Annotated in this window: 18 protein-coding genes, 1 tRNA gene and 1 pseudogene; 10 read left to right on the top strand and 10 right to left on the bottom strand. The window is 48.3% G+C overall.

Annotation, left to right across the window (positions count from 1 at the left end; translation table 11 throughout):
* Window positions 1-8 precede the first annotated feature (8 nt).
* On the top strand, window positions 9-620 hold the full coding sequence (locus JC793_RS13390) for a phosphatase PAP2 family protein (protein WP_218426407.1): 612 nt from the start codon (window positions 9-11) through the stop codon (window positions 618-620).
* Window positions 620-1,240, top strand: a complete 621-nt coding sequence (locus JC793_RS13385; protein WP_218426406.1) for a YybH family protein — start codon at window positions 620-622, stop codon at window positions 1,238-1,240. The genes JC793_RS13390 and JC793_RS13385 overlap by 1 nt, the downstream gene beginning before the upstream one ends.
* 153 nt (window positions 1,241-1,393) lie before the next feature.
* On the opposite strand, the gene JC793_RS13380 is transcribed toward JC793_RS13385, so the two are convergent.
* The 4 genes from JC793_RS13380 to ydeE all read right to left on the bottom strand — a co-directional run bounded on the left by JC793_RS13380 (window position 1,394) and on the right by ydeE (window position 6,148).
* Window positions 1,394-2,326, bottom strand: a complete 933-nt coding sequence (locus JC793_RS13380; RefSeq protein WP_218426405.1) for a fatty acid desaturase family protein — start codon at window positions 2,324-2,326, stop codon at window positions 1,394-1,396.
* Window positions 2,326-3,672: a B12-binding domain-containing radical SAM protein gene (locus tag JC793_RS13375; protein WP_247717254.1), complete on the bottom strand. Its 1,347-nt coding sequence runs from the start codon at window positions 3,670-3,672 to the stop codon at window positions 2,326-2,328. The genes JC793_RS13380 and JC793_RS13375 overlap by 1 nt, the downstream gene beginning before the upstream one ends.
* A gap of 82 nt (window positions 3,673-3,754) precedes the next feature.
* The gene (locus JC793_RS13370; RefSeq protein ID WP_218426404.1) at window positions 3,755-4,792 is read right to left on the bottom strand and encodes a methyltransferase; all 1,038 of its coding nucleotides are present in this window, start codon (window positions 4,790-4,792) and stop codon (window positions 3,755-3,757) included.
* Between the two features lie 174 nt (window positions 4,793-4,966).
* Complete coding sequence (gene ydeE / locus JC793_RS13365) at window positions 4,967-6,148, bottom strand: efflux MFS transporter YdeE (RefSeq protein WP_166708194.1); 1,182 nt, start codon at window positions 6,146-6,148, stop codon at window positions 4,967-4,969.
* A 406-nt stretch (window positions 6,149-6,554) separates the two neighbouring features.
* On the opposite strand from ydeE, the gene JC793_RS13360 reads away from it, so the two are divergent.
* A complete protein-coding gene (locus JC793_RS13360) occupies window positions 6,555-7,211 on the top strand; it encodes a hypothetical protein (RefSeq protein ID WP_218426403.1) in 657 nt (218 codons plus the stop codon).
* 57 nt (window positions 7,212-7,268) lie between these two features.
* Here JC793_RS13360 and rcnR read toward each other — a convergent pair whose 3' ends face one another.
* On the bottom strand, window positions 7,269-7,541 hold the full coding sequence (gene rcnR, locus JC793_RS13355) for a Ni(II)/Co(II)-binding transcriptional repressor RcnR (RefSeq protein WP_004238006.1): 273 nt from the start codon (window positions 7,539-7,541) through the stop codon (window positions 7,269-7,271).
* A gap of 142 nt (window positions 7,542-7,683) precedes the next feature.
* Between rcnR and JC793_RS13350 the strand changes: the two genes are divergently transcribed.
* From JC793_RS13350 to JC793_RS13340, 3 genes are all read left to right on the top strand, one after another.
* Entirely contained in the window at window positions 7,684-8,529 is an 846-nt protein-coding gene (locus JC793_RS13350; RefSeq protein ID WP_218426402.1) for a nickel/cobalt efflux transporter, read from the top strand.
* A 251-nt stretch (window positions 8,530-8,780) separates the two neighbouring features.
* Window positions 8,781-8,993, top strand: coding sequence for a transcription antiterminator/RNA stability regulator CspE (gene cspE / locus JC793_RS13345; protein ID WP_046894884.1), 213 nt, complete (start codon window positions 8,781-8,783; stop codon window positions 8,991-8,993).
* A 127-nt stretch (window positions 8,994-9,120) separates the two neighbouring features.
* Window positions 9,121-9,855, top strand: a complete 735-nt coding sequence (locus JC793_RS13340; RefSeq protein WP_218426401.1) for a class I SAM-dependent methyltransferase — start codon at window positions 9,121-9,123, stop codon at window positions 9,853-9,855.
* A 28-nt stretch (window positions 9,856-9,883) separates the two neighbouring features.
* On the opposite strand, the gene JC793_RS13335 is transcribed toward JC793_RS13340, so the two are convergent.
* The gene (locus tag JC793_RS13335; RefSeq protein WP_218426400.1) at window positions 9,884-10,435 is read right to left on the bottom strand and encodes a DedA family protein; all 552 of its coding nucleotides are present in this window, start codon (window positions 10,433-10,435) and stop codon (window positions 9,884-9,886) included.
* 12 nt (window positions 10,436-10,447) lie between these two features.
* Window positions 10,448-11,125, bottom strand: coding sequence for a DUF1345 domain-containing protein (locus JC793_RS13330; protein ID WP_046894887.1), 678 nt, complete (start codon window positions 11,123-11,125; stop codon window positions 10,448-10,450).
* Window positions 11,126-11,250: 125 nt separating this feature from the next.
* Between JC793_RS13330 and JC793_RS13325 the strand changes: the two genes are divergently transcribed.
* The 4 genes from JC793_RS13325 to JC793_RS13310 all read left to right on the top strand — a co-directional run bounded on the left by JC793_RS13325 (window position 11,251) and on the right by JC793_RS13310 (window position 14,292).
* Window positions 11,251-12,003, top strand: a complete 753-nt coding sequence (locus tag JC793_RS13325) for a TSUP family transporter (protein WP_243846837.1) — start codon at window positions 11,251-11,253, stop codon at window positions 12,001-12,003.
* Between the two features lie 14 nt (window positions 12,004-12,017).
* The gene (locus JC793_RS13320; RefSeq protein WP_218426399.1) at window positions 12,018-12,452 is read left to right on the top strand and encodes a hypothetical protein; all 435 of its coding nucleotides are present in this window, start codon (window positions 12,018-12,020) and stop codon (window positions 12,450-12,452) included.
* A 438-nt stretch (window positions 12,453-12,890) separates the two neighbouring features.
* Window positions 12,891-13,367 (top strand): cold-shock protein, encoded by a 477-nt coding sequence (locus tag JC793_RS13315; RefSeq protein ID WP_046894891.1) that lies wholly within the window; start codon window positions 12,891-12,893, stop codon window positions 13,365-13,367.
* A 460-nt stretch (window positions 13,368-13,827) separates the two neighbouring features.
* Window positions 13,828-14,292 carry an OB-fold protein gene (locus JC793_RS13310; protein WP_218426398.1) on the top strand — a complete coding sequence of 155 codons (465 nt, stop codon included), beginning with the start codon at window positions 13,828-13,830 and terminating at the stop codon, window positions 14,290-14,292.
* Between the two features lie 280 nt (window positions 14,293-14,572).
* Here the strand turns inward: JC793_RS13310 and JC793_RS13305 are convergent.
* The 3 genes and pseudogenes from JC793_RS13305 to yejM all read right to left on the bottom strand — a co-directional run bounded on the left by JC793_RS13305 (window position 14,573) and on the right by yejM (window position 17,417).
* Window positions 14,573-15,185 (bottom strand): annotated as a pseudogene (locus JC793_RS13305) (pyridoxamine 5'-phosphate oxidase family protein).
* 310 nt (window positions 15,186-15,495) lie between these two features.
* Window positions 15,496-15,572, bottom strand: a tRNA-Pro gene (locus JC793_RS13300).
* A gap of 75 nt (window positions 15,573-15,647) precedes the next feature.
* Window positions 15,648-17,417: an LPS biosynthesis-modulating metalloenzyme YejM gene (yejM, locus tag JC793_RS13295; protein WP_218426397.1), complete on the bottom strand. Its 1,770-nt coding sequence runs from the start codon at window positions 17,415-17,417 to the stop codon at window positions 15,648-15,650.
* Window positions 17,418-17,436 lie beyond the last annotated feature (19 nt).

The raw sequence follows: 17,436 nt of genomic DNA, 5'->3' as shown, positions 1-17,436 counted from the left end.
GAGGGTGAATGAATACCAGCCCGGATTCTTTTTCCCGCCGTGTGATCAGCTATCTGCTGTGGTGTATTCCGGTCAGTGTGGTGTTTTTCACGGTTTATCCGCTGATGAATGCGTATACTGCCGGACGTGCAAGTCTGTATTCCCTGTGGTTTCCGGCTGAGCTGCATATCCCGTTTATGCCCGGTTTTATCTGGGTGTACTGCTCGTTTTACCTGATTATTCTGATGCCGGTTTTGTTTCTGCCGCGACGTGAGCACCGGCAGCTTGCACTCACGTTTATTGTGATGACTCTGCTGGGCGGCGTGATCTTTTTTCTGTTTCCGGCGCAGCTTGGTTTTGTGCGGCAGGTCCCGGTATCTCCGCTGTATCAGACGATGTACACGACACTGTTCGCACTGGATCACCCGCATAATCTGGTGCCGTCTCTGCATGTCGCCTGGTCATGTGCTGCGGTGCTGGCCGTTATCCGGCATACCGGGCGCGGGCTGACGCTGTTTTTTCTGTTATGGCTGGTACTGATTGTGCTGTCTGTGCTGCTGGTTCACCAGCACCATGTGGCTGATGTGGTCACCGGCCTGCTGTTAGCGGTAACGGTTACCTATATGATGAGGAAATATTGATGAAAAGGATAATTATCAGTGCATTAATGATTTTCAGTTTTTCGGTTTATGCGCAGCCTGGTGAAGACGACGGTGCTATCCACGATGAACTGCGGCAGGTCATCGGCACGGTGGAAACAGCGATCAACAGCGGCGATTATGACAAAATGCTGCCGGTGATGAGTGAAAACCTGCGTGCCACCCCGATAACCCAGGAGTTTATCTCCGGCAAAGCGGCGATAAAACCGTATTTTGAATCCTGGTTCGGGCCGGACAAATTCCTGAAAAAACTGAATATCAGTTTTAACGCTGATGTGGTGACAGAATTATCCCCGGATAAAACCTGGGGTGTCGCCTATGGTAAAGGGATGGAAAAATATCAGCTCAGCGATGGCCGGACCTATGATTTTCCGACCCGCTGGACCGCGACGGTGGCGCTTGAGGACGGTGCCTGGAAAATCCGCACCATTCATATCGGCACTGATTTCACGGATAACCCGCTGCTGAATGAAACCCGTAACGCCTTACAGGGCATGATGTACGGTGCGGGCGGGCTGGTTATTGGGCTGCTGGCCGGTATTGTGCTGTTCCGCCGTAAAAGTACGGTAAAACCGCAGGCAGACGCCGGGAAGAAACAATAGTTTAATAAAAAAGCAGGTTATGTCGCTCGCCGGGTAACGGGCAGGTGAACGAAAAGCATGCGCGTCATGGATGACGCGCCTGAGCTTACAGGGATGTATTTACAGCGACTTTTCGTTTTGCCCGTTATCAGACGTTTCACGGACTGACAGAAATCACCGTCTTTTTTCTTCTTCCGGCGGAAATACAAAATTCAGATCTGCCGGTGCTCCCATCTGCGGTGCAGGCCGCACGCCATAGCGCCACATAGTGAAATAGACACGCCAGAAAGTCGGACGCGGCTGGTCATCCACCAGCGACGGCAGTTCATACCACGGTGCCTGCGGGTGCTGGTGGTGAGCGAGATGGCAGTGATAATTCAGTGCCAGCCAGCGGGAAACCGGCAGTACTTTCAGGTTCCACGCACCGTTCATCACATCGCGGGGGCTCCAGGCGTGATCCGCATATTGCAGTGCTGACCAGTGCAGTGCAAAAGCCCACAGGCAGAGCAGATAACCGGTCACACTTAAGTCCAGCACCCAAAACAGCAATGCCTGCCAGAGAAACGCACCGAGCAGTTCACTCCAGATGGTCAGCGGCGGCAGTTTTGCCAGTTCCGGGACTTGTGAGCCGAATCCCAGCGCCGGTGCGATTTTAGTGACAAACAGCCGGGAGCGGTAGACGCCCGGTGCAATAAACCAGATCAGATTACCCAGCAGCACACAAAAATAGTACAGCCCGAGCAGATTTCCGCCGTACATCCAGACATTACGCAGCCAGCGCGGCTGGCCCGGCAGATAATAATCATACAGCTCTTTATCTGTCCGGTTATTTTTATGGTGATTCAGGTGTGCGCGGCGTTGCAGGGTAAAGGAGGTCGGAAATGCCCATGCGGCAATAATCCCGATAGCCCGGTTACCGGCAGCAGAGCGGGCGGCCACGCCATGTACCGCTTCATGCAGAATGGCAAACGGCATATTGTTGATCAGCATAAAACCGATCAGCGCGGGCAGGGCATAATACCAGGCGAGGTGACTGACTCCCCATAAACAGGCCGCTGCTGCGGTCATCGAAAAAATCAGCAGAATACTGTTGAGTAAAAGACGCATCAGTCTGTTTTCCTTGTGTTATTTATCACTACTGCCGGGTTGAACAACCCGGTTTTTTCATGGCGTAACCGGCGGGCATACAGCCGGAAGCCCAGATTGGCCGCCAGACGGATAAAACGGCAGCCCGGGCGGCGGAATACCCGGCGCAGAATGGCTGTCAGGCGGTATGTTTCCCGCCAGGCTTCGTGCAGCAGGGATTGCAGGGTTTCCGGTGACATATTTTGCGGCTGAAAAACCACATGTTCGTTGTCATACAGACTCAGATCCTGCGTGATTAACCGGTTTTCTTCTGCCATCCTTTGCCACAGACGCGTACCCGGCAGCGGTGTGAGGACGGAAAAACGTACCAGATCCAGCCCGAGGCTGGGGATCTGCCGTATCGTGTCACGGATACTTTCCGGTGTATCTTCATCAAACCCGAGCACAAAACAGCCGAGTGCGGCAATCCGGTTATCGCGCAGCCGCCGGATCTGACGGCGGTATTCACTGACCTGGTTACAATTCTTGCCGGTGGCCGCCATGGTGTGCTGACTGAGGTTTTCCAGCCCGATAAGCAACCCTTCACAGCCGCTGTCACGCAGCGCCCGGAATACCTCGTCGTCATCTGTCACATTCAGCGTCGCCAGTCCTGACCAGCGGATTTTCAGCGGAATCAGCGCCCGGAACAGTTCCAGGCTGTACTGCCGGTTGGCATACAGGTTCGGATCGATAAATATCCAGCGGCGTTTGCCGCTTTGCTTTATTTCATCAATGACTTCGGCGACCGGACGTGCCGTGCCTTTTCGTCCCCACTGATGTTGCACAGAACAGAATTCACAGGCGAGCGGACAGCCCCGGTCAGCAATAATGGTGGCAATATTCATATAGGCGCGGGGTGGCAGCAGATCACGGTGCGGTACCGGCCCCGGCAGAAAGCCGCGTTCCGGCCGGTGCTGATAGCGCGGTTGCGGATGTCCGTCAGCCATGTCCTGCAAAAACTGCGGCCAGATATATTCACCGGCACCGATCAGTACGGTATCCGCATGCTGTGAGGCTTCATCGGGCTGCAATGTGGCATGTGCGCCACCCATTGCGGTCCTTGCCCCGCATTCACGCCAGTAGCTGCACAGCGCATAAGCCCGGGGAGAGGAGGAGGCTGTGGCGGTGACCACCACGAGATCAAAATCTCCGGTGGTGACGGGCGGGGAAACGCCTTCATCACAGAGGGTCAGTTGCACATTCAGGTGTGGGGGAACCAGAGCGGCGAGGGTGATAAGCGTCAGCGGGGCATAGCTGATCGCCACGGAAAATGCACTTTTCCGGTAGCGGTAAGTCCTGTCAAACGGCAAAATCAGTAATATTCGCACCGGTGCTTCCTGCTCCGCAGATGACATATGGTCTTTCACAATGGCACAGCACGCACCGGGACGCACTGTGCCGGATCAAAGATCAGGCCGTAACGACCTCAAGGACAGAGATATAGCATTCTGTCGGGATGAGACGGTTTATTTTCAGTCCGGCTTCAGCCAGCAGTGCCTCAAATTCCGGAATTGTGCGCTCACCACCACCGGGCAGAATAGCCATACAAAGTATCCCCATACCGTAATGGGCTGACGGGTTGGTTTCCGGATGCACAATGGATTCGATAATCAGCAGTTTACTGTCCGGTTTCATGGCGTTGCGGCAATTTTTCAGTACGGCGAGGGCATTGGTATCATCCTGATTAAAAATGACTTTTTTCAGCAGATACATATCCGCCTGCGGCACGGATTTAAAAAAATCACCGCCGTTCAGCGACCAGCGGGAATCATCCCCCAGCTGAGACAGATATTTATCTGATACCACATGCGGGCTGTCAAACAGGGTGGCGGTCAGTGTCGGGTCACTGCGTAAAATCCGCAGCAGCAGAGAACCTTCACCGCCACCGATATCGGCGATATGACACGCTGACGGGAAGTTATAAGCCCAGGTCACAAAATAGTTTTCCATCTCCGACAGGGCGGACATCCCGGACGGGAAATTATAGCTGTCGTCACAGTTGGGTTTGGTGGCCTGATATTCATAGAAGGTTTTGCCGAACAGTTTTTTAAAGTTCAGTTCGCCCCGGACCGATTCATTAAGCTGACCGATGGTTGACCAGTACGTATTGTCAGTCAGTGTCAGTACCGCATCCCGCTGTGAACAGGGGTGATCCCTGCGGAGAAATTCCGCATCAGGAGAAAGCCGGTAATCATCATTACCTGTACCGGTGAAAATACCGTTCAGCGCCAGCATCCGCAGTATACGGCGCAGATTATCCGGGTCCGAGCCGGTGCGTTCTGCCAGTACAGCGACAGAGAGCGGGCCGTCAGCCAGATGGTCGGCAATATTCAGCTCTGCCGCAACCCGCAGACAACCGGGCAGCGCCAGCCCGAGGGTGGCATTCAGGATACGGATGACGGATTGCTCTTCCGCCGGACTCATCAAATCCGGTTCAGTATAAGACATAGCGGTAACTCCTTTCAGACATGAAATAACAGGACTGGTCAGAGTGCCTGCTGAGGCATACAGCACTCTCTATGTTAAGTGAAACTAAACAATAGAGGGAGGATAGCTCAGCAGCAGGAAATTACCGTATCGGAATATGAAGTATTATTAATTAATGATAAGTTAATCAACTATTCAGTTGTGAATGAATCTGTTTCTGCTGATCCGCAGACCCCGCATCATACATAACCAGGCGCAGGCCGAAACCCCGATCAGCAGCAGCCACAGGGTGTTTGGCGGGAAATAGGTCAGCACACCACCGGTGAGCAGCGGGTTAAATGCACCGCCGAGCCAGCCGAGGGATTGTGCGGAAAAGTAACTGGATTTCATGCCGTCGGGAGCAATGTTATCGATCAGCATATATTCTCCCGGTGCATAAATCAGTTCGCCGAGAGTAAAGACAAAAGCGGCCAATCCCCAGAAGACAAGATTACTGCCTGACATCATAAATCCGGCGAGTCCGCCCATAAAAAAGAGAGTACCGAGTGTCATCAGTTTTTGCAGATTTTCCGTGCTGATCCGGCGGCCGACCATGTATTGCAGTGAAACCACAACGGCAGCATTGACCGGCAGAACCACACCGATCACCTTTTCCGCCAGCGTGGAATCAGCCACTGTCAGAACATACTGGGAAATACAGGCGGAAAACGAACCGAACACCAGTGAGCCCATAAAAGCAGATAGCGTGAACCAGAGCAGCGCTTTATCGTGCAGCATCACAGAAGGCTGCCAGGCAGTGCTGTTGCTGCCGGAGGCGGAAGGCGGCACACTGCGGACAAAGCGCTGAATAAAGAATATCGGAAATGAGGCGGTACAGGCTGCCAGCCAGAACGGCAGATCTGCACTGTACATCAGCAGTCCGGTACCGATTGGCGGGCCGACAGTCCAGCCCATATTGACGAAGGTATAGTTCAGGGAAAAAACTTTGGTTTTACGTGCGGGCGGCAGCGTATCGGCGAAATAGGCTTTCAGCACTGTGGCAAATACAGAATAGGCGCAGTTAATCAGTGAAAAGAAGACGACGACCAGCGCGATATTGTGTGTCAGCGGAATGGCAATAAAACCAGCGATATAAACCACAATTGCCATCAGCATATAACGCTTTTTATCAAATTTATCGGCAATAATGCCAAAGCCAAGACTGAACAGTACACCGGTTGTCAGGGCGACAGTCAGTGCAACCCCCACCTGATCTACCGCCATGCCATACTGCCGGCTGAGATAAATCGCCATAAACGGGATAGTGGCACCCCGTCCGATAGTAATTAAAAATGAGGAAGCGAGCAGAGCAATAGTGGAACGGGTGGCGGCTTGCATGGTGACATTCTCAGTATTTTTATTTTAATTGTAATATTCACGTAATCAATATCATGCAAATCCGGCGCTGTACAGTGCCTTCAGGTCGTGGCAGCACAGTGTGCACCGGTCGTTTTCACAACCCGTCTGAAACCATATTGACCGGCGTTAAACTGTCCGCGAAGTTCTGTCAGTGTTTTTATCTCCTGCCTCCGCTTTATAAAGAATAGTCCTGGTTAGTAATACCCAGGTTTTTTATACGCTATTATTTTCTGCGGATGACAACGGTATTTTTATACCGGCAAAAATATTAAAAATGTGTCACCGGGTACCGGCAGATAGTGTTGTTGTCTTTATTTCAGGCAGAAAAAATTTGTTTTGTTTCCGGCATTGAGTCAGGAGTCAATATTTTAACAAGGGGATATCAATGCGGGATTTTGATGAGATATCCGGTCAATACAGCGATTTTAACTCTCCGCTCAGCGACGGGGAATTTTTTGCAATACCGGCGGAGGCTGACTTACCGGAAGGTGTAAAACCGGTGATTGATGTATCTGCCGGGCTGTGTATCGGTTATTTGTACGGGATGAATCAAACTTATCATCTTTATGATATCAGAGGACATTATCAGGCGATGTATGTGTTACCGCAGGGATCAGCATTATTTGACCCGCTGGATCTCCTTCTGGTCAGCGGTGTTGTGACCGGACCGGGCGGGCAGGCCGCTTTTCTGACTCGTAACGGTACGACCAGGATAGTCCGCAGCGGCAGTTCAGTACTGAATATACAGATGATCCCGGCACTGAAGAGCAGGCTGAATCCGGATAGTTCAGAAAAGGTAAAATATTCGCTTCCGGCAGCTCGTGCCATGGCAGACAGAAGTCGTTATATTCCTGATTATATTATAAAAACAACCATTAAAAATGGTAATAAAACTAAATTAACCACAGAAAAAAATGAAGAAGACCCGCTTATCTGTTTGCTGAAAATTAAAAAATACAGTCATAACGGGCAGTATCAGGACATAAGCCTGAGGGTTATTTTTGATGCAGGGAAAAAAATGATAAAAGAATTTAATTATTAAATGATGGTTAATTTGCCGGCGGTGATGACTGTTACACATCACCGTTATTTTCCCGTATTACTTAATATAAGAATCCAGCACTTTCAGGACAATATCCAGGTCACCCTGACGCTTTTCCTCATCTTCCTCATGGACCACGTGTTCAATCAGATGGCCTTTAATTACTTCCCGCATTAATCCGTTTACCGCCCCCCGGATAGCCGCAATTTGTTGCAGTACAGCGGAGCACTCATGTGGTTCATCAAGCATTTTTTTCAGTGAGTTGACCTGCCCCTGAATTTTACTGGCGCGGTTCTGAAGTTTCTGTCTGTCCCTGATGGTATGTGACATGGCAACCCCGTGAAATAAGGTGAAAAGAAAGTGACCGGCAAAATAGTAGCATCTCCTTGGTACAAAGAGGTAGTGTAATTATACTGGGGGGGAGTATACTGCGGTCATGCTTTCTTCATTATGAAAACAGGGAATACACGTCATGACTGATTTTTCCGCTCTGTTACAGCAGGGTAATGCCTGGCTTTTTATTCCCGGCGCGATTGCGCTGGGCGCGTTGCACGGCCTGGAGCCGGGGCACTCAAAAACCATGATGGCTGCTTTTATTATTGCGGTAAAAGGGACGGTCAGACAGGCAGTGATGCTCGGCCTGGCAGCGACGTTATCACATACGCTGATTGTCTGGCTGATTGCTCTCGGCGGGATGTATATCAGTACCCGCTTTACACCGGAAGCGGTAGAGCCGTGGCTGCAGATGGTATCGGCGGTGATTATTCTGGCAACGGCATTCTGGATGTTTATGCGGACATATCGTGGTGAAAAAAACTGGCTGACGGAAATACAGCAGGAAAATCATACGCATCATCACGATCACGACCACGGTCACGACCACGGTCACGTCCATCACGATCACGACCATCACCACGACAACCATCATGATGATGAATATCAGGATGCTCATGCCAGAGCGCATGCCCGTGAAATCAAAACCCGTTTTACCGGCGGTAAAGCCACAAACAGTCAGGTTTTGCTGTTCGGGTTGACCGGAGGGTTAATTCCGTGCCCGGCGGCGATTACGGTTCTGCTGATTTGTCTTCAGCTGAAAGCTTTTACCTTGGGGGCAACTATGGTGCTCAGTTTCAGTATCGGACTGGCACTGACACTGGTTACTGTCGGTGTGGTGACTGCCGTGGGTTTACGCCAGGTCAGCCGCCGCTGGCAGGGGCTGGGCGATATTGCCAAAAAAGCACCGTATTTCTCAGCGGCGCTGATTGCACTGGTCGGGCTTTACATGGGGATTCACGGCTATATGGGGCTGGCAGAGTGATGTCATTACTGTGCTGTATTTTGAGATAAATAAAAAAGAGCTTGCCGGATAACAAAATATATGGCTTAATATCGGCATTGGTTTGGAAGTACAGACCTATTTATGTCAGTCCGATTTTAAGTTGTTCTCCGTCAAGCGTTATCCAAGATACCACTTCATAGCGAATTCCTTCTGATAGTTCCCATAAGTAAAAACGTAATCAAACCGCTTATATGCCCTACGGCAACAAAATTTATTAAAGGAAATTCAATATGTCTGCAACAATTACTGGTACCGTAAAATGGTTTAACGATGATAAAGGTTTTGGCTTTATCACTCCTGCTGACGGCAGCAAAGACGTGTTTGTTCACTTCTCTGCAATCCAGAGCGACAACTTCAAATCTCTGGCAGAAGGCCAGCAGGTTTCTTTCACCATCGAAAATGGTATGAAAGGCCCGGCTGCGGCTAACGTGGTTGCACTGTAATCACTGCTGCTCAGGCACAGATTTTAAAAACCTCACTCCGGTGAGGTTTTTTTATGTCCGGAAAACAGACAGTGGCGAAAATAAGGAAATTATGAATATAATTTGCTCATAATTTAAGGGGTAATTTATGTCTCAAAATATTTATGATAATCCGGATTTTTTTGCCGGTTATGCCACGCTGCCACGTTCAGCAGAAGGGCTGGATGGTGCACCGGAATGGACTGCTATGCAGGAATTGCTGCCGTCACTGACCGGAAAATCGGTTATCGACCTGGGCTGCGGGTATGGCTGGTTCTGCCGCTGGGCAAGAGCACAGGGAGCAGCCCGGGTAACCGGTTTTGATCTGTCAGAGAAAATGCTGGCCAAAGCGGCGTCGATGACCTCTGATTCGGAGATTACCTACCTGCGGGCTGATCTTGAGACATTATCATTACCTGCCACACAAAGTGATGTGATTTACAGCTCTTTGGCGCTGCATTATGTGCACGATATCCCGGCACTTTTTGCCACGCTGTATCAGGCTCTGGTCCCGGGCGGTAATCTGGTTTTCTCCGCAGAACACCCGATTTACACAGCTCCCGTTATTCAAAACTGGTGTACTGACAGTGCCGGTAATAAAGCCTGGCCGGTCAATCAGTATCAGCAGGAAGGCGTCAGGCTCAGCAACTGGTTTGCTGACGGGGTGGAAAAACAGCACCGAAAATTATCCACCTGGATAAATATGCTGATTGCCGCCGGATTTGAAATCCGCGGGATAAATGAGTGGGGACCATCAGCAGAACAAATTGCCGCCAATCCGGCACTGGATGAAGAAAAAGAACGGCCGATGATCTTTCTGCTTAGTGCCCGCAAGCCGGAATAACGGCGGACGGGCAGGTCAGTGCCGGATTTTACAGTTTTAACTTGTGCTTTCTTATCAGCATAAACAGACCGGCAACTGCCGCGAGGATAAGGAACCAGGCCAGGTAAGTATGCAGCGGCAGGGCAAGGATTGCGGCGCTGATAAAATATCCGGCAGACACAATGACACTTCCCCATATTGCCCCGCCGAGAATATTCAGCACAAAAAATTTCAGCGGATTAATACCGGCGGCACCGATAATTACGGGGCCGATCGTTCTTAATCCGTACGCAAAACGGACTCCGATAATGACCAGATTTTCGCGGCGGTGAATAATCCGTTGCAGGCGGGCTATTTTGTCCGTGTGTTTATGAATTCGGGGCAGTATCCGGTTTCCGGCAAAATAGCCGGTCATGAACAGAAGGTTATCACTGATAATTCCGCCCAGTGCGGCTGCCAGCATCACTTTCGGGTAGGATAATAACTGATGGTGTGCTGCGATGCCGGATAAAAATGCGGCGGTTTCCCCTTCGATCATTGTACCGAAAAAGGTTGCCCAATAGCCGTATTCTGAAATCCAGTGCGACAGCAATGTATCCATCAGCGGTCCCGTTTAAAATAAACCGGCAGAAATATTAATGCATAATCCCAATATCGCCATATTAAAAATAAAGGAGACAATGGATTGCATTAATACAGCACGGCGCATCGGTGAAGAGGCAATTTCCACATCTGCTGTTTGTGAAGCGACAGCAATCGTAAATGAAAAATACATAAAATCAGAGTAGCCCGGTTCAGCGGGTTTGTCCGGAAATAATAACCACGGGGTATCCTGCTGCGGATTATTGTAATAAAGATGTGCGTAGTGCATGGTAAATCCGGCCGGCAATAACAGCCATGAAGAAACTAATGTGGATGCCGTCAAAATATACTGAACGGCTTTATCATTGCCGGTCAGATTACCGTGTCCGCCGAGAGCAAAAAAGAGCACCAGTAAACTGACACAACACCCGGCAAGCAGGAAAAACATCACCATACGGGCACTTTCATCCTCAATTTTGGTCAGCTTACGGATATCTTTTACTTTTTTATTGATGATCCGTTCAAAGAGAAATAACAGATATATCCAGGAAAATGCATTCCAGCTGAGGATCAGGCACATCAGTGCGCTTTGCACAGGCAGCAGTGCAAAAAATGTCACAAATGCGACCAGCAGGGAGATAATAAAACGCGGACGCGAGTGAAAAGCATGTCGAAAAATATGAGTAATGCGAATACCGTAGCGCAACATATTAGTACCCTGTTTAGTATGATGACGAGTTATTATACCAAATATCCGGCAGCAGGGGCGGTATCACTTTTTCAGGTGTGTGCTTTTTATATACTGATTATCCCTATAATTTAAAGTGTCTTTCCATGAGCATAACATTTCTTATTGTCATGTTTTTTGTTGCCGTGGCTGCCGGATTTATCAATGTGGTGTCCGGCGGCGGTGGTTTTCTTTCTATTACGGCGCTTCTGATCTCCGGGTTACCGCCTGCTAACGCGTTGGCAACAAATAAGATGCAGGCATTGGGTAGTTCATTAACATCCGGAATTTATTTTTTACGTCAGGGGCGGATTGATTTAAAAAATAACAAATGGGTATTTATTACCACTTTTTTTGGTGCCGCAGCGGGAACGATTTTTGTGCAGTTTATTGATCCGACTTTTCTGAAAAAATTACTGCCGGGATTAATTATCGGGGTCACGCTGTACTTTATTTTTGCCCCTGATATCACTAAATCCAAAGAAAAACAGCGTGTTTCTTTTTTCATGTTTTCATTTATCTGCGGCGGTGGTGTCGGGTTTTATGACGGATTTTTAGGTGCCGGTGCCGGGACATTTTATACCATCAGTTATATGCTGCTGTTAGGATACAGGATCGATAAAGCACAGATTCACTCTAATTTTCTGAACCTGGCCTCCAATACCTCATCCGTTATCTTTTTTATCGCCGGGGGTAAAATGATGTGGTCGCTGGGATTGCTGATGTTTGCCGGACAGGCTATCGGGGCGCGGCTGGGAGCCGGGGTTGTGCTGAGTTCCGGACTGAAAGTGATAAAACCGATGATTATTCTGGTTTCTGCCGGGATCAGTACCAAAATGTTATTTGATATGTATTTTTAACAGGGAACAGGACAATGATGAACAATGTCATTATCAAAGCAGGGATGTTATTTTTTTCTCTCTTTCTTTTCAGTTCTGCACAGGCAGATACAGCAACAACAGGTAAAAAAACGGCCGGAGAATACGATGCACTTCAGGCGATGATCATTAAAAATGAAAGTCAGCTGCTGCCTATCCGGTTTGATGTTTATACCCTTCTGACGGAAGTCACCCGTGAGAATAACGTGATTATCCTGAATTATCAGGTTACCGGATTGCCGCCTGAATTATTCAGAGAAGAGCAGGCGATAAATAAAATGCAGGGCATCCTGACAGGAAAATATTGTCAGGATTCAGCGATCATGCGGTTATGGCAACTGGCATTTCCCGCCGGGCTGCAGCATAACTATTTTTCGGGCGGAACCCGGGTTATGCAGATAAATCTCAAACCATCAGATTGCCGGGCGTAAATTTGTCCGGTTGTTTTTCTGTATCACTGTAAAATTTAATAATCATTTTGCGGTTATAGCGGGGCGGTGCAGGCGGACATCTTATTTTCCGCAGCACCCGTATGGCATCCCGTGCGGTACATTTATCATCACAGGTGTTTTGGGTTATTTTTACCGGATAGGCTCTTCCGGCCGTATCTGTCCGGTAAATAAGATGAATTTCACCGTCGCCGGGTTGCCCGGCAATATCTTCGGGGGTTAGCTGCCCGCTGTATTTGCACTGCCCGATCGCGGTAATATCAATTTTCGCCTGTGCGGCAGACGTGGTTATTTTTTATCCATTGATACCCCGGTAAGCATCATAATGACAGCTCAGACCAAAGGCGTGGTCTGCGCAGGCATTGTGTTCTATACTGCGCGCTGTAACAACTCAGAAGATAATTGATTAAGCAGGTGGTAATGGCGATGAACGGAACAATCACAACGTGGTTTGAAGATAAGGGTTTTGGGTTTATCAAAGATGAAAACGGTGATAACCGTTATTTTCATGTGGTTAAGGTCGCCAATCCTGACCTGATTAAGAAAAATGCCGCCGTGACATTTGAGCCCACTACCAATAACAAAGGGCTGTCAGCCTATGCGGTAAAAGTGGTACCGGAAAGTAAATACATTTTTATCGCCGGCGAGCGTATTAAACTGACAGCCATTAAATCTTTCGTGGTCTACAGCGAAGAAGAAGCAAATACCGGGATTGATAAAGATAATGTGGTTCTGTCTGTCGGAATACTGATGAACAGTATCAGACCAAAATCCGACGCTCCGGCTGAAACACGCACACTGAAAAAACTGGCGATAACCACACAACACGGAACCACACTGATTTTTTCAGAAGATGAAATAGATATTGATGAAACGGTGAAAATGCTTAAGGTGTGATTGTCTGCAGATGACAGGTACAAAAAAACCAACCGCAGCAGGTTGGTTTTCTTAAACCGGCTAAAGCCGAAATCCAAACAGACCGCTCCGGCGGTTTTTTTGTACCCGGAGCTCAGATATCAGCAATCAATTTTATAAAACTCTGTAAACGTCACTTATGAGTAGTGCTGATAGAAATTTATATAAGTTTTACACGTTTACGCTTTATACACATGAAGAAAGAATGATGATAATAGTGTATCTGAAAAACTATCCTTCTTAATAATAGTCAACTTCCGGGCTGGCAGGATTTTTCTTATTTTAAATAACCGGATGAAACGCTACAATTTTAGGAGATTTTTTTGTTTATCTTGTTTGAATATGATTTTTAAATAAAAATACGCTCATAAATGATATCGGTGAGCCGACTTATTTAATTAATGAATTTATTGTTAAGGTTGTGTTTTATAAAGGGATTTATATGAAAAACAAAATATTGCTGCTGACCATAATTACATTATTATCGGGATGCAAAATAAATGACGCTATTCGCTCAGTTAATAGTGCTGTAAACCAAATATCCCCTTCGGTGGATTCAACAGTAATTAAAACTACTTATTCAGAAGTATGTAAGGACTTTGATGATAATGAAATATCAGCGAAGCAAAAATGGAGAGGGAAGTGGGTCATCTTCGAAGGAAAGGTGAACACTATCACAAGTTTAGAAGAGGTAGTCAGATATGATCTCTATAAACCAACTCCGCCTAAAGTGGTCGCTATTAAATTTAATAATAAAGATGCTGCCTCATATACGTTAAAACCAAGTGAAGAAAAGAATGTTCTTAAAATTAAAAAAGGACAAACTGCAAAAATAAAAGGTGAGATTACGGATATCACCGATGCACTTGGTTGCCTGATTCTCTTGGATAATGGAACAATTCAGTAGTTAGCAGTGTAAGTTAATGCTGTCCATATACAGAGAGTGAAGAAAGGGAAAAGGTCAGAAGATAAAAAAAGCCCGGTAATCAACCGGGCAAATAAATTAATGCAATAAAGTAGTACTAGGTGGCAGGTAATATATTCGATATGAGTTAAATGAATCCTGAACAGAACGTTACTAATAGCGGTGAATAATACTTTTGCAGACATTTTTAATGCAAATATTAAAATAAAGAAAAATCAAGCTATTGATTTTTTACTTTACCAATAATCCTACCCTGTACTATTCAGTACAGGGTTTTCGCTATCCGTGACGGCAGCTCTGCATCATACGCATCACCATCGAATTCGTCACGGCTGATGGATTTGAGAATCTGCCCCGGTGGCGGAATTTTTCCCTTTTCTGCCGGATATTTACTCTGCCACAATCCGGAGCGGATCAGGGCACGTCCGCACTGAAAAAAGACCCGTTCCACACGGATACGCAGTACCGAACGTGGCAGTACACCGTTTACACTGAATTGTGCCAGAATCTCTGAATCAATGATAATTTCCGCTGTACCGTTGATACGCAGGGTTTCGTTTACTTCTGGTATCAGAAGTAGTAATGCAATCTGATTGTTTTCCAGCAGGTTACGCATACTGTCAATACGGTTATTTCCGCGCCGGTCTGGTAACAACAGTGTATGCTCATCTTCAATCACTAAAAATCCCGGTGCATCCCCCGGGGGAAACATCCATCCCATCGGAGCCGCAGGTAGCAATTGCCAGAAATGGTGAGGATTCAATATAAGGCCGGTACAGAGGGTGAATATAATTCACTTCTTTCAATAAAGAGGCTTCTGCCGGTTTACCGTAAAGTGCTTCAAGCTCTTCTGTGTTTTTGATTTTGTTCGTCATACCGCTATCTCCGGTTCAGTGCTGACCGTGTTTACTTTAAGCCGGCTGACTAATCAAATAATGAAGATTACATTAATTCGGATCATCCCCCTTGTCCGTTTTTTTGCTCATAGCGGACCATGCAGCGACAGCTGGTACAAAATGAAGCGTGAAATGCTGTCACCGGCATACACAATTTTAGTCAGCAGCCGGTGGGAAAGGGTGAAATCGCAGCTGTATTCAGTCGGTGGTTTTACCATTATTTTACCATCGGTATTTTGACAGGCACAAAAAAACCAACCCTAACAGGTTGGTTTTCTTATAAAAATGCTGGTCGGCATGACAGGATTTGAACCTGCGACCCCCGACACCCCATGACGGTGCGCTACCAAGCTGCGCTACATGCCGAATGATGTCTATACTACTGTTTTCTTTGATTAAAGCAAGACAGAGCTGTCCGGTTGTGCTTTTTTTATCCTGCCGTTAATGGGTATCGATAAAGCGCTTCTGCTCTGTAAGAACCTGCAGCAATTCAGCCATATCCGGCTTGGCGTTACGGATTTTTTCATCATCCTCACCAAAGCGCTGATATTTGCCCTGGGATGTCAGCAGCGATGCTGTGTCCGGTTTGATAATCACCAGATTGCTGTTATCCCCGGTAAATATCCAGGGCTTACGCCGTACAGCAGTGAAGAGGTCATCTCCCTGTGTGTATTCTCCGGGCGGGTTACTGACGTGCAGCAGGCGCTGCATCAGGGTTGCCATAATATCCGGGTGTGCGGTCAGTTTGCTGATGGTTTGCGCTGGTGTATCCGGCCAGTGAACGATCAGCGGAACGCGCAACTGGTCACGGTTAAATTTACCGTCAGTAACCCAGTTATCCTGCAGTTTTTCCACGCTGTCACCGGTACCGGCGGTGATGACGATAACGGTTTTATCCCACTCGCCGCGTACACGGATATCCTGAATCAGTGCGTCCAGCGTGTTATCAATATTTGTCATATCCGGGGCGGAATGACCGTCCGGTAACGGGGTGCTGAGGTTAATCAGCGCAAACCACGGCTGATCTTTACGGGTCTGTTTCAGCCAGAGTGACCAGCGTTCTGCCACATCCGCAGAGGCGGTGGCTGTCCCGCGGTTGTCCTGCCCGTCACGCAGCGGCGGCAGGCTGTAATCCGCCAGCAGGGCATAGCGGAAGAGCGGGGAGGCAAAGTTTTCCGTTGAGAAGAATCCGGTCTGATAATTCTGCGCACTCAGTGCAGACATCAGTGCAGACGGGATACGTCCGTTCAGGATGCCGTCATAATAGGTACCGGAAATGCCGTAATAGAGCCCGAATTGTGCCCGTTCCGGATTGATTTCACTGCTGTAGTGCTGTGTGAATTGCGTGCTTTCCTGTGCAAACCGGTTCAGATTCGGCATTGCCTTATCAATATCTTCCCGGCTCAGCGAGGTGAGGGTGATAAGCAGTAAATTGTAGCCGCTGCCGCTGTCTGCATAGGTCAGTTTGTTGATCGGGTATTCAACACCCTGCGCGGTCGGGTCGCCGTGCAGCAACAGTTGCTGTTCATAACTGGTGCTGTCGAGCAGGCCGTGACGCTCCAGGAATTTACGTGCCGTCATCGGATAAGACACCGGCAGGTTATAGCGCTGCATGGTGACCGGACGATAGAAATTAGCATCCGCCCAGATATACATAATATGGGAGGTAATAAAGGCGGTGATAAAGACCACTGCAACGGGTTTACCAAATTTTTGCCGGTTGAGGCTGCGCAGTTTCTGCCAGCTCCAGGTACCGAACAACATCTCGATCAGGAAAATGACCGGGATCGCAATAAAGATAAACTGCCAGCGCCGTGCCATTTCCCCCTGTTCCGGGTTGACGACAAGATCCCAGACAACCGGGTTTAAATGCAGGCGGAACTGTTCATAAATGCCGATATCAAACAGCAGCAGTGTCAGCCCCGCTGTACCGAGCGCGGCGGATAAAAAGCGCAGCAGCCGTTGTGACATCACCACAAACGTGAGCGGGAACACAATCAGCAGATACAGGGCGAAGGCCAGGAAACTGAAATGTCCCAGCCAGCTGGTGATGGCGTAAATACGGCCAATCAGGGTGTCCGGCCAGTCAGAAATAAACAGGTAACGGCTGCTGAGTGCGAGACTCAGCAGAATATTAAACAGGGTGAACCAGTGCCCCCAGCTTATCATCTGGGAGACTTTGTCACCGTATTTCGGACGATACGTTACCATAGAGTTTCGTCGTCAGCCG

Origin of the sequence: Morganella morganii (genome assembly GCF_019242955.1) — a bacterium.
Lineage (GTDB): Bacteria > Pseudomonadota > Gammaproteobacteria > Enterobacterales > Enterobacteriaceae > Morganella > Morganella sibonii.
Note: the sequence above shows the minus strand (reverse complement) of the source record. Positions and strands in the feature narration are given on the sequence as shown.

What these genes read in the sequence shown, in the direction of transcription:
- JC793_RS13335 (WP_218426400.1), bottom strand. Translation starts at nt 10,435, where the DNA reads ATGGATACATTGCTGTCGCACTGGATTTCAGAATACGGCTATTGGGCA.
- JC793_RS13340 (WP_218426401.1), top strand. Translation starts at nt 9,121, where the DNA reads ATGTCTCAAAATATTTATGATAATCCGGATTTTTTTGCCGGTTATGCC.
- rcnR (WP_004238006.1), bottom strand. Translation starts at nt 7,541, where the DNA reads ATGTCACATACCATCAGGGACAGACAGAAACTTCAGAACCGCGCCAGT.
- JC793_RS13380 (WP_218426405.1), bottom strand. Translation starts at nt 2,326, where the DNA reads ATGCGTCTTTTACTCAACAGTATTCTGCTGATTTTTTCGATGACCGCA.
- JC793_RS13370 (WP_218426404.1), bottom strand. Translation starts at nt 4,792, where the DNA reads ATGTCTTATACTGAACCGGATTTGATGAGTCCGGCGGAAGAGCAATCC.
- JC793_RS13320 (WP_218426399.1), top strand. Translation starts at nt 12,018, where the DNA reads ATGATGAACAATGTCATTATCAAAGCAGGGATGTTATTTTTTTCTCTC.
- JC793_RS13325 (WP_243846837.1), top strand. Translation starts at nt 11,251, where the DNA reads ATGAGCATAACATTTCTTATTGTCATGTTTTTTGTTGCCGTGGCTGCC.
- JC793_RS13390 (WP_218426407.1), top strand. Translation starts at nt 9, where the DNA reads ATGAATACCAGCCCGGATTCTTTTTCCCGCCGTGTGATCAGCTATCTG.
- JC793_RS13360 (WP_218426403.1), top strand. Translation starts at nt 6,555, where the DNA reads ATGCGGGATTTTGATGAGATATCCGGTCAATACAGCGATTTTAACTCT.
- JC793_RS13350 (WP_218426402.1), top strand. Translation starts at nt 7,684, where the DNA reads ATGACTGATTTTTCCGCTCTGTTACAGCAGGGTAATGCCTGGCTTTTT.
- JC793_RS13330 (WP_046894887.1), bottom strand. Translation starts at nt 11,125, where the DNA reads ATGTTGCGCTACGGTATTCGCATTACTCATATTTTTCGACATGCTTTT.
- JC793_RS13310 (WP_218426398.1), top strand. Translation starts at nt 13,828, where the DNA reads ATGAAAAACAAAATATTGCTGCTGACCATAATTACATTATTATCGGGA.
- yejM (WP_218426397.1), bottom strand. Translation starts at nt 17,417, where the DNA reads ATGGTAACGTATCGTCCGAAATACGGTGACAAAGTCTCCCAGATGATA.
- JC793_RS13315 (WP_046894891.1), top strand. Translation starts at nt 12,891, where the DNA reads ATGGCGATGAACGGAACAATCACAACGTGGTTTGAAGATAAGGGTTTT.
- JC793_RS13385 (WP_218426406.1), top strand. Translation starts at nt 620, where the DNA reads ATGAAAAGGATAATTATCAGTGCATTAATGATTTTCAGTTTTTCGGTT.
- ydeE (WP_166708194.1), bottom strand. Translation starts at nt 6,148, where the DNA reads ATGCAAGCCGCCACCCGTTCCACTATTGCTCTGCTCGCTTCCTCATTT.
- cspE (WP_046894884.1), top strand. Translation starts at nt 8,781, where the DNA reads ATGTCTGCAACAATTACTGGTACCGTAAAATGGTTTAACGATGATAAA.